Source organism: Erwinia billingiae Eb661 (assembly GCF_000196615.1).
Classification (GTDB): Bacteria; Pseudomonadota; Gammaproteobacteria; order Enterobacterales; family Enterobacteriaceae; genus Erwinia; species Erwinia billingiae.
In genome coordinates this window covers 454,443-468,859 of record NC_014306.1, presented here as the reverse complement: position 1 = coordinate 468,859, position 14,417 = coordinate 454,443, and the positions used below count along the sequence as shown (strand labels likewise).

Annotated in this window: 13 protein-coding genes; 8 read left to right on the top strand and 5 right to left on the bottom strand. The window is 57.4% G+C overall.

The annotated features are described in order from the left end of the window. The first annotated feature begins 25 nt into the window (after positions 1-25). From EBC_RS03485 to pepE, 6 genes are all read left to right on the top strand, one after another. Positions 26-805, top strand: a complete 780-nt coding sequence (locus EBC_RS03485) for a HalD/BesD family halogenase (RefSeq protein WP_013200429.1) — start codon at positions 26-28, stop codon at positions 803-805. A 201-nt stretch (positions 806-1,006) separates the two neighbouring features. Next, a complete protein-coding gene (locus EBC_RS03480; protein WP_013200428.1) occupies positions 1,007-1,771 on the top strand; it encodes an IclR family transcriptional regulator in 765 nt (254 codons plus the stop codon). 28 nt (positions 1,772-1,799) lie between these two features. Then, positions 1,800-3,413 carry an OPT/YSL family transporter gene (locus EBC_RS03475; protein WP_013200427.1) on the top strand — a complete coding sequence of 538 codons (1,614 nt, stop codon included), beginning with the start codon at positions 1,800-1,802 and terminating at the stop codon, positions 3,411-3,413. A 21-nt stretch (positions 3,414-3,434) separates the two neighbouring features. Next, positions 3,435-4,373: a DUF1177 domain-containing protein gene (locus tag EBC_RS03470; RefSeq protein ID WP_013200426.1), complete on the top strand. Its 939-nt coding sequence runs from the start codon at positions 3,435-3,437 to the stop codon at positions 4,371-4,373. Position 4,374: 1 nt separating this feature from the next. Beyond that, entirely contained in the window at positions 4,375-5,055 is a 681-nt protein-coding gene (locus EBC_RS03465; RefSeq protein ID WP_013200425.1) for an AroM family protein, read from the top strand. An 11-nt stretch (positions 5,056-5,066) separates the two neighbouring features. Beyond that, entirely contained in the window at positions 5,067-5,759 is a 693-nt protein-coding gene (gene pepE, locus EBC_RS03460) for a dipeptidase PepE (RefSeq protein ID WP_013200424.1), read from the top strand. Positions 5,760-5,765: 6 nt separating this feature from the next. Here pepE and EBC_RS03455 read toward each other — a convergent pair whose 3' ends face one another. The 3 genes from EBC_RS03455 to EBC_RS03445 form a co-directional block, all read right to left on the bottom strand. Further along, on the bottom strand, positions 5,766-6,857 hold the full coding sequence (locus EBC_RS03455; RefSeq protein ID WP_013200423.1) for a DUF2817 domain-containing protein: 1,092 nt from the start codon (positions 6,855-6,857) through the stop codon (positions 5,766-5,768). A 5-nt stretch (positions 6,858-6,862) separates the two neighbouring features. Beyond that, positions 6,863-7,642 (bottom strand): ABC transporter substrate-binding protein, encoded by a 780-nt coding sequence (locus EBC_RS03450; RefSeq protein WP_013200422.1) that lies wholly within the window; start codon positions 7,640-7,642, stop codon positions 6,863-6,865. Between the two features lie 160 nt (positions 7,643-7,802). Beyond that, positions 7,803-9,449: an alpha,alpha-trehalase gene (locus EBC_RS03445; RefSeq protein ID WP_041692193.1), complete on the bottom strand. Its 1,647-nt coding sequence runs from the start codon at positions 9,447-9,449 to the stop codon at positions 7,803-7,805. 456 nt (positions 9,450-9,905) lie between these two features. Here EBC_RS03445 and EBC_RS03440 point away from each other — a divergent pair, with 456 nt between their 5' ends. Together EBC_RS03440 and EBC_RS03435 are read left to right on the top strand one after the other, a co-directional pair. Continuing rightward, entirely contained in the window at positions 9,906-11,207 is a 1,302-nt protein-coding gene (locus EBC_RS03440) for an MFS transporter (RefSeq protein WP_013200420.1), read from the top strand. Between the two features lie 159 nt (positions 11,208-11,366). Further along, on the top strand, positions 11,367-12,263 hold the full coding sequence (locus tag EBC_RS03435) for a LysR family transcriptional regulator (protein WP_013200419.1): 897 nt from the start codon (positions 11,367-11,369) through the stop codon (positions 12,261-12,263). Between the two features lie 30 nt (positions 12,264-12,293). Here EBC_RS03435 and EBC_RS03430 read toward each other — a convergent pair whose 3' ends face one another. Both EBC_RS03430 and EBC_RS03425 read right to left on the bottom strand, forming a co-directional pair. Beyond that, complete coding sequence (locus tag EBC_RS03430; RefSeq protein ID WP_013200418.1) at positions 12,294-13,073, bottom strand: L-threonylcarbamoyladenylate synthase; 780 nt, start codon at positions 13,071-13,073, stop codon at positions 12,294-12,296. Positions 13,074-13,256: 183 nt separating this feature from the next. Then, positions 13,257-14,324, bottom strand: a complete 1,068-nt coding sequence (locus EBC_RS03425; RefSeq protein WP_013200417.1) for an SDR family oxidoreductase — start codon at positions 14,322-14,324, stop codon at positions 13,257-13,259. Positions 14,325-14,417: the final 93 nt, after the last annotated feature.

Below are 14,417 nucleotides of genomic sequence, written 5' to 3'. Positions count from 1 at the left end.
GATAGCTGATGACGATGAGCGTGTGATGACCCAGCTGGCCCCGATTATCAATTTGTCCTCCCATCCGATTATGGATGCCGAATACCTTGCCAGTTGCAAAGCGTCGCTGGACGACAGCGGTGCGCTGGTCCTGCGAAATTTTCTGACTGCCGACGCGCTGGATGCCATACGCCAGGAGGGTGAAGCGCAGCAGCATCTGGCGTTTTATACCGCCAGCAAGCACAACGTTTATTTGAAAGTGCCGGATGACGCCTATGCGGCCGATCATCCGCGCAACCATCAGATTGTCTCGTCCAAAGGCTGCATCACGGATGATCAGGTGCCCGAGCACTCCCCTTTGCGCATGCTGTATAACGCCGAGGCATTTAAAGCGTTTCTGTGCAGCGTGCTGGGGGAGCAGCAGCTATATCCCTATGCGGATTCCCTTTCCTCTATCAATCTGCACTATGCCCACACCGGCCAGGAACTGGGCTGGCACTTCGATAACTCGTCGTTTGCCATCACCCTGCTGATCCAGAAACCGCAGGGCGGCGGCGTGTTTGAGTACGTTAGCAATCTGCGCAATGCTGAAGCGGGCGAGATGAATTTCGAGGGTGTGGAAAAGGTGCTGCACCAGCAGCAGCCGGTCGAGAAGCTGGCGATTAATCCCGGCGACCTGGTGCTGTTCCGCGGCCGCAATGCGCTGCACCGCGTCACGCCAACCGAAGGCGATACCAGCCGGATGTTGGTGGTGCTGGCCTACAATGCCCAGCCCGATATTGCCCTGTCCGAAACCGCCCGCATGACCTTTTACGGCCGCCTTTAAACGTCGGAACAGTCCGGCGCGATGCATATCGCCACGCGCCTGACTGCCCTTCTGCTGTCTTTCTGCACCGATCTTGCGCCCCAATTCAACGCACGCCTGAAACGCCGGCCAGCTGAACTATTCAAAATCAATAGCTTATTTTTGGCACTCATTTTGCAATCTCATTAAGTGGAACACAATCCCATTTTATGAGACCTCGCCATGTCCATTCTGGAAACTACCGCCAGCATTCTTAAATTGATGGTATCGCTGCAAAGCGGAATCCGTATCAATGACGTGATCAGCCATCTCGGCATGCCCAAGAGCACGGCCTCCCGAGTGATGAATCAGCTGGAATCTTATGGCTATGTCGAAAAAGACGAAGCAAGAGGCCTGTTCCTGCCCGGTCCGCTGATCCTGTCCGCTTCACATCTGGTGAATCGCGCCGCGCCGCTCAGTGAACTCGTCGATAACGCGTTGCGATCGTTATGCGAACAGACGGGATACACCGGCTATATCTCGATGCTGGATAACCAGGAAATCCTGGTGCTCAGAGTCATTCACGGTCGCCAGACGCTGCCAGTGGTGACCTGGCCGGGTTCACGATCCCCGGCCTGGGGCACTTCAACCGGTAGAGCCCTGCTGGCCCGTCTCAGCGAACCCCAGCTGCAGGCCTTCTTAACCAGTCCTCAGGTCCAGACCCAGCTGATCGGCACCGATCACAGCATTGAAAAATTGACCGCGGCGATTGCCGTTGCCCGCGACGCCGGTTTTGCCACTGCGGTGAATGAGTCGGTGGCCGAGACGGCGTCGGTCAGTTGCGCCATTGGCGATCCCACCACCCATGAAGCGGTGGCGTTTTGCCTGTCCTTCCCCCAAACGCTGGCCCAGCCAGAAGAGCTGCAGCGTATTGCCACCTTGCTGAAAGAGACCGCCTTGCTTATCGCCCAGAAAACAGGTGACCGGCTGGTGAGCCACCAGCCTTAACAATTTTGCCAATACCAGGAGATTCACCGTGAGTCAGAAACCACGTTCAAACTCATCCCACGATGAGGTCCATCCCCGCACTTTCGCGCCAGCAACACTGCTGCTGCTGCTGGCACTCAGCGTGTTTGGCGCGATCATCGGGGTTCAGTTACTGACCACCCTCGGCGTCACGCCAAATACCGCCATTATTGGCGCGATGGTGGCGATGGTGATCGCCCGTATTCCGCTGCAATGTTTTGCGCGGTTTCGCTCGATCCATATTCAAAACCTGGCACAGAGCGCGACCTCAGCGGCGACCTTTGGCGCGGCCAACTCGCTGCTGCTGCCGGTTGCCATCCCGTGGCTGTTTGGCCGTCAGGATATGGTAATGCCGATGTTTTTCGGCGTCGCGCTGGCGATGTTGCTCGACGGCTATCTGCTGTACCGTCTGTTTAACACCCGCATTTTCCCGGCAGAGGGCGCATGGCCACCGGGCGTGGCGGCCGCCGAATCGATCAAAGCGGGCGATCAGGGCGGCAAGCACGCGGCCCTGCTCGGCGTGGGTATCGCGATGGGTGCGGTGGGTTCCTGGTTCAAATTCCCGATGGCCGCACTGGGAACGGCGTTTATTGGCAACGTCTGGGCGCTGGGCATGCTCGGCGTTGGCTTCCTGTTACGCGGCTATTCGCTGCCGATGTTCAATATTGATATCAACAAACTCTATATCCCGCACGGCATGATGGCCGGTGCAGGCATCGTGGCGTTATTCCAAATCGTCAAGCTGGTGCGCAGCGGTAAGCATGACGTTCAACCGCAGAACGCCGCAGCGGGCGTATTGCCAGAAACACAAAACGCGCAGATCGGTAAAACGCTGCGATTGGGTGCGCTGGGGTTTGCGGTCATTTCGGTATTGATTGCGCTGAGCAGCGGCCTGTATCTGCACCTTTCGTTGCCATGGCTACTGGCCTTTATGCTGTATTCCGCCTTTGCCGCGTTCCTGCATCAGATGATTGTTGGTCTGGCAGCCATGCATTCCGGCTGGTTCCCGGCGTTTGCCGTGGCGCTGATCACCCTGCTCGTCGGCATTCTGATTGGCTTCCCGCCTGAAGCGCTGGCCATGCTGTGCGGCTTTTCGGCTGCCACCGGTCCGGCTTTTGCCGATATGGGCTATGACCTTAAAGCGGGCTGGATCCTGCGCGGTAAAGGCGAATTTACCGCGTTCGAACTGGCGGGCCGCCGTCAACAATTGCTGGCCGCAATGCTGGCCTTCGTGGTTGCCATCCCGGTGGTGCTGTTTATTTACAAAGGCTACTTCTCGCAAGGGCTGATCCCGCCAGTCGCCAAAGTGTATGTGGCGGCCATTAATGCCGGGGTCTCGATGGAGATCGCCAAATCCCTGCTGATCTGGGCCATTCCTGGCGCATTGATCCAGTTGGTGGGCGGCCCAGGCCGTCAGATGGGCGTATTACTGGCAACCGGCCTGTTAATCAATAACCCGATGGCGGGATGGGCAGTACTGATCGGCATCCTGATCCGTACCGTATGGCTGCGGATGGGCGGCGAGCCCGCACGTAACAAAATGGAAGTGCTGGCGGCTGGCATGATTGCCGGTGATGCGCTGTTCAGCTTCTTCACATCGGTTCTGCCTGGCGGCAAAAAATAATTCGTCTATTTAAGGGAAAAAATGAGCTTACATCAGACTTTACAGGTATTTGAATTACTGGACAGCGCCTGGGCCAGTGGTCAGAAGGTGCAGCAACTGCTGGCGGGATACGCCAATGTGGAGGTCACGGTGAAAGAGGTTCACGGCCTGAAGGGCAAAACCGATTTCATCAAAATCGTTATCCCCGGCTTTGAAGGTAAACGCCTGGGCGGCTCGGCACCCACGCTGGGCATTGTTGGCCGGCTGGGCGGCATTGGTGCCCGGCCGGGGCGCATTGGCATGGTTTCCGATGCAGATGGCGCGGTGGCAGCCGTTGCGTCGGCACTGAAGCTGGCCGAAATGCAGCGCCAGGGCGACAGCCTGCCGGGCGACGTGATTATCACCACCCATATCTGTCCGGACGCCCCCACCCGCCCACATGAGCCAGTGGACTTTATGGACTCGCCGGTCGAAACCGAAAACATGAATGAGCAGGAAGTCTCCGATGAGATGGACGCGGTGCTGTCCATTGACACCACCAAAGGCAACCGCATCATCAATCACAAAGGCTTCGCCATTTCGCCGACGGTGAAAGAAGGCTATATCCTGCGCGTGTCGGAAGACCTGCTGCGGGTGATGGAGATGACCACCGGACAGCTGCCGGTCACCTTCCCGATCACCACCCAGGACATCACGCCTTATGGCAACGGCGTTTATCATCTGAACAGCATCCTGCAGCCGTCCATCGCCACCCGCGCACCGGTGGTCGGTGTGGCGATTACCGCCGTCGGTCTGGTACCGGGTTGTGGCACCGGAGCCAGCCATGAGGTGGATATTGCGCTGGCCTGTAAATTTGCCGTTGAAGTGGCCAAAGAGTTCTCACGCGGCACCTGTCAGTTCTTTGATCAGGATGAGTATCAGCGTCTGCTGAAGCTATATGGCTCGTTGGCTCATCTGCAAAAACGTCAGCCGGAGGTTTGAGATGGCAATCACGAAAATTGGCACGCTGACCATTGGCCAGGCCCCGCGTAGTGACATCACACCGATTCTGGATAAGGCTCTGCCTGGCCACGTCAGTTGCCTGCACGCCGGGGTGCTGGACGGGCTGGACGATGCCACCATTGCCAGCCGCTTCACGGTGATCCCCGGCGAGGCAGTGCTGACCTCACGCCTGCTGGACGGTCGTGCCGTGGTGATGGGGAAAGCGGCGGTCGGCCTGGCGGTGCAGCAAAAAATCAGTGAACTGGCGGCGGCAGGCTGTCAGCTGGTGGTGCTGCTGTGCACCGGTGAATTTCATGGACTGCACGGTGATGGCGCCTGGCTGATTGAACCCGACCGGATTATGCCGCCGACGCTGAATGCGCTGGTCGGCGATCGTCAGGCGGGGATCCTGGTGCCGCTGGCCTCGCAAATTGCCAGCGAGCAACAGAAGTGGCATAACGCTACCCGTCCGCCGGTATTTGCCGTGGCGTCACCCTATACGGCGACGGAAGAGGAGGTTGCCGCCGCCGCCCGATCGCTGGCCGATCGGGGGGCTGAGATTATCCTGACCGATTGCATGGGCTACACTGGCTGGCACCAGGCAATCTGTAAACGCCGCGTCGATCTGCCGGTGATTTTATCGAATCAGCTGCTGGCGGACCTGTTGCGTAATCTGTTGTAAAAGGAGCGATGATGAAACTGCTGTTACTGAGTAATTCCACCTTACCGGGCTCCGGTTTTCTTGGCGCCGCTAAGCCGCTGATCGGCCGCGATCTGACACCCGGACAGTCGGTGGTGTTTATTCCCTTTGCGGGCGTAACCCAAAGCTGGGATGCCTATACCAACAAGGTGCGCGACGCGTTAGCCGACCTGCAGCTGGAGATTACCGGCGTGCATTCCCTTGCCGATCCGCTGGCGGCGATTGCCAGTGCCGACGCGATTATGGTCGGCGGCGGCAACACCTTTAACCTGCTGAAAGAGTGCCGCATGCGCGGGCTGCTAAAACCGATTGCGGCCGCGGTGAAGAAAGGCGCGCAATATATTGGCTGGAGTGCCGGCGCGAATCTGGCGTGCCCGACCATTCGCACCACCAACGATATGCCGATTGTCGATCCGGGTGGCTTCGACGCGTTAAATCTTTTCCCACGGCAGATCAATCCGCATTTCACCAATGCATTACCGACCGGCCATCAGGGGGAAACCCGTGAACAGCGTATCCGCGAGTTACTGGTGCTTTCCCCTGAGCTGGAGGTGATCGGCCTGCCGGAAGGTAACTGGATTGAGATGCATGACGGCGAAGCCTTTTGCCACGGGCCGCATGCCACACTGCTGTTTAAAGCCGGTGAAGATGCGGTGGCCCTCACAGCCGGACAGCGGCTCCTCTGATATCGGCTACTTGCTCAACAACGCCTTCCAGGCCCGGGCGAAGATCTGCTGGGTGCGGAAGGCGATCAGCGCCTGCCAGTCAGGATCGTAAGGATAGAAACCGTCGTAAAGATCCTGCTTGATCTGCTGCCCACGATCGCTGGCAGGATCGCCATACAGATGCAGCCAGTGATCGTCGCGAAGGCGGCGATGCATCTCTTCCCCATCCAGCGTGCCGCACTCTACCACCAGCTGCAGCAGCTGCGTCTCCGGCAGATGATCCAGCATAAATTGCGACAGATAGCCGGTCGCCGTGGCGGTGACGCCGGTTTCACTGTCGCGTCCGGCGCCGGTGATCAGCACCGTCAGCCATTCGCCAAAGATCGCCCGCGCCTGTTCGAGCGCAGGATAATCCCGTTCGGCAATCGCCATCAGCATCGGATGACCATAGGCGCCCGCGCCGGTGTGCAGATCAAAACTGATGATGCGCTTCGCCTGCGCCAGGTGGCGGGAAATGATGGTTTTCAGCGTCTGATGCGACCAGCTCGCCTGCTGGCCGCCAAAGAAAATACCGTCGGCAAACTGATACTGACCGGCTTCCACAATACGCTTAACGCCAGCCCAACCCAGCGCTTCACGTTTGGCCTGCAACAGCGCATCGGCCTGCTGATGCGCTGCGCCATCCAGATCCTTGCAGCTATAAACGGCATGCAGATCGCGATAAGCGGCGTTATCCGGTGCACCGGCCGCGAAGTCGATAAAGTTACGGTTAAGATCGGCGTTATCTTCGTTCACCCGGCGCAGGTGGGCCGTGCCCCACGGATTGATCAGATGCACCATCACCAGCGCCACACCGGCGGGCAATGTTGCAGCGTCGAGTCCGTCCAGCCAGGCAATCTGACTGTCCGATCCGTAATAGCCTTCAACACCGTGGGTGCCGGAAACGATCAGCAGCAAATTGTCAGCGGCCGGGTCGCCAATCACCGCCACATCGGTGCTTAAGGCTTCGCCCTTCGGCCCGCTCAGCGGATGTGGATAATGGGTGACGTGGCCATCCAGCCGCGCCACGGCGGCAAGAAAGCGCGCCCGCTGCGCGCTGTAATCAGGTAGGGATCGCATCAGGCTCACTTCTGAATATGATAGACGTCAAAGCTGAAGTACTTCTTCGCCAGCCGCTCGTAGGTGCCGTTTTTATGCAGTTCGGCCAGCGCCGCGTTGATCTTCTCAACCCGCGCCCGATCGTCTTTGCGCAGGCCGATCCCCACGCCTTCGCCGAAGTATTTTTTGTCATACAGGGTATCGCCGCTGATCTGGTAATCCTTGCCCTGTGGCGACTTCAGGAAGCCGGTTTCCGCTGAGGCGGCGCTGGTCAGCGTCGCATCTACCCGTCCTGACGCCAGATCGGGCCAGATCTCTTCCTGGTTAGGATACGACACCACGTTGATGCCGGTGCCCGCCCAGACGGCTTTGGCATAGGTTTCCTGGGTGGTGCCCTGCGCGACGCCCACTGACTTGCCTTTCAGCGACTCCGCATCGGGTTTCAGGCCGCTGTCCTTCTTGGTCACCAGCGCGCTTGGCGTGTTGTAAAGCATATCGGTGAAGGCAACCTGCTGGCGGCGTTTGTCGGTCATCGCCATCGCCGAGAGGATCGCATCGAATTTACGCGCCTGCAGCGCCGGAATAATGCCGTCGTAGCCGGTCTGCACCCACACGCACTTCACCTTCATCTGATGGCAAATGGCGTTGCCCATTTCAATGTCAAAGCCCTGCAGGCTGCCATCGGGCGCTTTGGACTCAAACGGCGGGAAAGTGGGATCGACGCCGAAGCGCAGCGACTCGGCAGCAAAAGCGGTTGAACTGGCGCAGGCGAGCAATACCAGCGCAGACAGGGCGATTTTTTTCATGCAGGCTCCCAAAAAAGCAAAAAGGGTTAATAAAAAAGCGGTTATCCTCTTTCATACCATGATTTATTGCGCAAAGTGGGGATTTTTTCTTCGCTGTGAACAGGCGCTGCGCAAAAAAAAGAGCCTTCATAAGAAGGCTCTGATTCAGTGACAACGCGGATTAGCGTTTGGGTGCGGCATCCGGATACATCTCCAGCAGGCGGCGCGTGACGCCGTTGGTCCAGCCGAAACCGTCCTGCAGCGGATACTCACCGCCGCCCGCCAGCACCGGCGCGCGTCCGGCCACGTTATATTTTTCGACCATCTTGTGATGACGATGGTAGGTGGCGCCGACAATCTGCAGCCAGCGGGTAGCAATCTCTTTCGCCAGCAGCTCTTCGCCGTAGTTATTCAGGCCTTTGATCGCCATCCACTGCATTGGCGCCCAGCCGTTAGGCTTGTCCCACTGCTCGCCGGTCTCTTCCACCGTTGACAGCACCCCGCCCGGCGCCAGCAGATGCGAGCGGATGGCCGCTGCGGTGTGCGTGGCCTGATCGAGGCTCGCCATACCGACAAACAGCGGCGTTACCGACGCGGCAGAAAACGCGCCTTTCTCACGGTCACGCCAGTTGTAGTCGCGATACAGACCCGCTTCGGCATCCCACAGATATCTGTCGAGGATTTCCCGGCGGCGCACCGCTTTCTGCTGGAACAGCTCGGCCGTGGCATGGTCGTTTTTACTGGCCGACAACCGCGCAATGGTGGTTTCCAGCTTATAAAGGAAGGCGTTCAGATCCACCGGCACGATGCTGGTGGTCTGGATGCTCTCCAGACGGCCAGGCTCGCTGAGCCAGCGCGATGAGAAGTCCCAGCCGGACGCCGCACCGGCACGCAGGTCGCGGTACACTTCGTTCGACGGACGCGAAGAGTTTCTCGCCGTTTCCACATCTTCAATCCACGACTCGTCGCGCGGCGTATCACGATCGTCCCAATAGCGGTTGAGCACCGAGCCATCCGACAGCATCACCACGTGGCGATAGGCTTCGTTCGGCGTCAGCGACGCTTCACCGTCCATCCAGAATTCGTATTCGCGCTTGAGGTGCTTCAGATAGCGCTGCGCTTCGTGCACGCCGTCCTTTTCGAACAGCTCGACCATCATCGCAAACACCGGCGGCTGGGAGCGGCTGAGGTAATAGGTGCGGTTGCCGTTAGGGATATGCCCGTAGGTGTCGATCATCCAGGCAAAGTTATCCGCCATATTTTTCAGCAGATCGGTGCGACCGCTGGCGGCAAAGCCCAGCATGCTGAAGTAGGAATCCCAGTAGTAGGTCTCACCAAATCGTCCGCCCGGCACCACGTAAGGCTGCGGTAACGGCAGCAGCGAAGAGAACTCCGAGTGCTTCTCCGGCTTACGGGTTAACACCGGCCACAGCGCGTCGATATGCTCGCCCATCGATTTATTGGGGTCCGAAACATAGCGGCTGTCATGGACTTTTGGCAGGTCAAAATTCTCCAGCACGAACGCCAGTAAATTAAAATCCTCGCGCTCACGCTGCATAAAATAGCGGTACAGAATTCTTTCAGGTTCAATTTTGGGCGCACAGTCGGCAAACGTTTTGCTGTCGGTAAATATCCGCGACGTTTGCACGGCTTCAAACAGCTCCTGATACCGATCGGAAGGCGTCAGGATGTCCGATGCGGGCAGACCACGAATCGACTCCGGTTGCGGTTCAACGACCGATTCCAGACCCGCCTCGTAATCGTGATAATAGGCTTCGTAGTCAGTCTGATTATTGTCAATGATTAGGTCATTTTGGTTAAAAGTGATAGAAACCTCCTGTGCCAATTGATATCGACAATGATTGCGCTGAATTTCAGAAACAAGCCCTCAGTATAGTACCCCAGTCTCACAACGCAACCCATTGAACTTATTACCGACGATGAGAAGATATTTCAAAAAATAACCGTACGCGGTTACTTAAGATTATTCTGCATATTAATTTACAGTAATTGAAAAGCGAGCATTCCATATCGCCGTTGTTCGCAAGCCCGCCAGCCCTGCACTTAAGCCAAACCGTTAAAATGATGTTTATTTATCCAGTTTTGAAATTAAATTAACTGAAAATTTACATTTATAAAAAATAATTGGTTTTACCATTTACATTATATTTAAACCGCCGAATACTGTGCGCACCAGATCGTCGCGCAGCCCTTGCCACGCCTGGTAAAAATAAGTTTATCTGATAGCAAACCAGACCTTTAAATGATTAATTAAGGAACTCTCGTGGCACCGGTAGTAAATAAATCCGCAGCGTTGCACTCGGAAAGCCTCTCTGATGAGGATGACAGTTTAGTTTCCCCCCTTGATACATCCGCTCCCATAAATAAAACCTATATTACCCGTGGAACCCGGCGTTTTACCCACGCCACGCTGGCGCTATTTTGTGCCGGGCTTTCGACGTTTGCGGTGTTGTATTGCGTTCAGCCCATTCTGCCGGTGTTCTCGCAGAGTTTTCATCTGACGCCGGCACAGAGCAGCCTGTCACTTTCCGTCACCACGGCGATGATGGCATTGGGATTGCTGGTCACCGGGCCGTTGTCGGATGCCATCGGGCGCAAATCGGTGATGTCGATTTCGCTGCTGCTGGCGGCGTTCTTCACGCTTATCTGCGCCACCATGAGCAGCTGGGAAGGCGTACTGGCGATGCGTGCGCTGACCGGCCTGGCCCTCAGCGGCGTGGCGGCGGTGGCGATGACCTGGCTGAGCGAGGAGCTGCACCCGGTGTTCCTCTCCTTCTCGATGGGGCTGTATATCAGCGGCAACTCGATTGGCGGGCTGGTCGGCCGACTGTCGACCGGGATGCTGGCGGATCACTTCTCGTGGAACGTATCGCTGTTTGTGGTCGGGCTCTTTGCGCTGGCGGCGGCCGGCCTGTTCTTCCGCCTGTTGCCGCCCTCGCAGCATTTCCGCGCCTGCTCGCTGCGGCCGCATAAGCTGCTGGTCAACTTTATGTTCCAGTGGCGCGACATGGGGCTGCCGATGCTGTTTATCGTCGGGTTTATCCTGATGGGCAGCTTTGTCACGCTGTTTAACTACGTCAGCTATCGCTTTATGGCCGCGCCGTTCTCGTTAAGCCAGACGGTGGTCGGACTGCTGTCGGTAGTGTATCTGACCGGCACCTACAGCTCGCCGCGTGCGGGAATGATGACGGTGAAATATGGCCGTGGCGTGGTGCTGATGGGTTCACTCAGCCTGATGCTGGTCGGCTTGTTAGCCACCCAGTTCACCACGCTGTTGCTGGTATTGCCGGGACTGATGCTGTTTGCCGCCGGCTTTTTTGCCGCGCATTCGGTGGCCAGCAGCTGGGTAGGACACCGCGCGCGCCGCGCCAGAGGACAGGCGTCGTCGCTGTACCTGTTCTTCTATTACCTCGGCTCCAGCGTCGCCGGTACGCTCGGTGGCGTGTTCTGGCACAACTGGGGCTGGATGGGCGTTTCCGCCTTTGTGGCGGTGATGCTGATCGGCGGCCTGTTTCTGGCTAACAACCTGCGTAAAATCCCGGTGCTGGTGAAGAAAGTTCGCTAACCGGCGGGCGGAGCTCAGGCTCCGCCCCTGCTGCTCTCCTGCCGTGACGATTTACTTCCCCCTGCCCAACCATTAAGCTAGCGCCCCTGATTATCACACCCCTTTATTCCCCGCCTGCGACCCTTTCCAGGCTGAGAATTTTCAGGAGCCGGACCGGCGATGAGCGACGTAGAAAACCTGCAGGGGATGGTGATCTTCGCCAAAGTGGTGGAGACGCTGAGCTATACCGAAGCGGCCAAACTGCTGGGATTATCCAAATCCTCGGTGAGCAAAGAGATCTCCGCGCTGGAAGTCCGGCTGGGCACCAAACTGCTGCAACGCACCACCCGTAAAATCGTGGTGACCGATGTCGGCATGACCTGGTATCACTACTGCGCGCGCATCCTCAGCGAAGTTAAAAGTGCCGGGCTCTTTATCCGCCAGTATCACGAAGAGCCGACCGGCAGCCTGCGCGTGGTGGCGCCCGTCACCTTTGGCTGTCAGTGCATCGTGCCGGTGCTCAATCAGTTTGTCGCCAATAACCTGCATGTCAGCGTCGATCTGGATCTGACCGATCGCCCGGTTAACCTGGTCGATGACAATGTCGATCTGGCGATAGTCATCCGCCGCGAGCCGCCGGAGCATGCCCACTGCACGCCGTTGATGGACATCGGCTGGGGCCTGTTTGCCGCGCCGGACTATCTGCAACGCTTCCCGCCCATCACCCAGCCAGACGATTTACCGCGCCATGACTTTATCCTGTTTCGTGGGCCGGCCCACACCATCTCGCTGCCGTTCCGTAAAGAGAAGCAAAAGCTGGATATCGAAGTGCGTAGCCGTTTTCGCGCTAATAACAGCACCGCGCTGCTGAATTCCGCCATCGCCAACAGCGGCATTGCCTATTTGCCGGAATACGTCGCGCAGGAAGCGGTGAAAGAGGGCAAGCTCAGTCGGGTGTTAGCGGAATGGGAAATGGACGTCTATCAGTCGTGGATCCTGACCAAAGCCGACAGTTTGATTTCACCGCGGGTCAGGGTATTTATCGAGGATTTGCAGCAGGCGTTACGGATAAAATAAAGGGCGGAACAGCGTCCGCCCTCAGCATGCTTAGTAGTAATTACCGTGACGGTAATCCCAGGTGGTAAAGGTGTCAGACAGCATCGACATAATTTTATCCACATCCAGACCTTTACGGATCAGGATTGGGCATGGCGTGATGTTGCGCTCGCCTTTCTGCTCTGGCACCAGTTTGCCCTGCTCATCCACCATCGCCACCATCACACCCTGCTCGTAACGGGTTTTCTCAGACTCGTTCGGCTGGATAGATTTCACGTAGTCGTTGGCTTCAATAATTAGGTCAGCCTGCGATTCGATACGCTCGCCGATCCCTTCAACCAGGCCACGGTTGCCTTTGCCTGACGGGTTAGCGGAGCTGGCGAAGGAGAATTTACCGTGGTTTTCCCACAGCTCTTTCGCCAGGTTTTCGCCAGGGGTTCCGAATTTGATCACGAAGCAGCTGGTCTGACGACGATCCATCATCAGGTCTTTGGAACCGTCTTCCGGAATGCGTGCAACTGCGTCTTCTTTCCACGGCAGGATGCAGCCCAACAGCACGTCCTGATCCCAGTGCTGCTGATACAGCGATTCAATTTCCGGGTTCAGCTGCGCCAGCTCTTTCAACTGCTCCAGAGAACCACACAGCACCACGCCCGGTTTGTTGCGGTTGCGCTGCTTGGCATCAAATTTACGCTCCAGCCCTTTGGCATCGGAGGTCATGATGATGTAGCCCACTTTGGTCGGGCAGACGATCATGCCGCCGTCAGCAGACAAAACCTTAACTGCTTCTGGCTGTAAGCCGCCGTTCCAATGGATAGTCTTATTGCTCATGGTCGCACCTGTATAACGTAGAGGGTTAAAGTGTGTCGGTCAGTATTTCAAGGTAGCACGGCTGGCTAACCCTGCACTGGCCTGTTGCAACCATCCTGACGTCAAACCGCCATTCAGGCAACAATAAAACACTTTAACACTGCATTGTTTTCCACAGGAAACAGTCGTTGCTGAAAACCGAAATCAGGAAGGGATCAGCTTTTCCGCTTTCAGCTTGTCGAACAGCGCGAAAAAGGCGTCACGCGTGGACTGATAGCCGGTGAAGCCCGCTTTACGGCTCTTGCTGATGTCGGTAAACACTTCCATCGGACGGCCCAGATCGGCATCGGTATGCCACCAGGACACCAGCTTGCTGATATCCGCTTCCTTCAGGTTGAACTGCTTCGCCAGCGCCTGCCACTCGGCGGGAGCCGCGTCCATACGGCCATCCAGCGGCTGCACGTCGTCCGGGAACGGCGCGGCCTCAATGTCGAAGTAGTGGGCGATTTCGCCCCACATCCACTTCCAGCGGAACACGTCGCCATTCACCACGTTATAGTCCTGATCCTGCGCCGACGGCGTGGTGGCGGCCCATTCGAGCTGCTGGGCGAGAATATGCGCGTCGGTCATATCGGTGACGCCTTCCCACTGCGCTTTGGATCCTGGGAAGACAAACGGCTGGCCGGTCTGCTTGCACAGGCTGGCGTAGACGGCCAGCGTCTGGCCCATATTCATCGCATTGCCCAGCGCGAAGCCGATGATGGTGTGCGGGCGATGCACGCTCCAGCTGTAGCCATATTTTTCCGCACCAGCGAACACTTCGTCTTCCTGCGCGTAATAGAAATTATCTACCGGCTGACGGCCCTGCTCTTCACGGAACGGCGTCATCGGCACTGCGCCTTTACCGTAGGCATCAAACGGGCCGAGGTAATGCTTAAGGCCGGTGACCAGCCCGACGTGGCCGCCTTTCAGGCTGTCGCCCAGCGCGTCAATCACGTTGCGAACCATGGCGCTGTTGACGCGGATGTTCTCTTTCTCGTTGGCCTGACGCGCCCAGACGCTGAAAAAGACCTTATCCACGGTGACGCCTTGCAGCGCCTTTTCTACCGAGGCTTTGTCGGTGAGATCGGCAGTCAGCGCGGTGCAACCCGCTGGCACCGCGGTGCGTCCACGGGACAGGCCGTAAACCTGCCAGCCGTCACCGGTGAGTTGTTCCGCCAGCGCGGTTCCAATGACGCCACTGACGCCGACAATAAGTGCACGTTGTTGCATAATTTTTCCTCTTGATTACTATTGCGATAAGCTTAATAGAGAATTTAAATCTTATTACAGGTATAAATTCATACTATTTGAGAATGTGAGTCA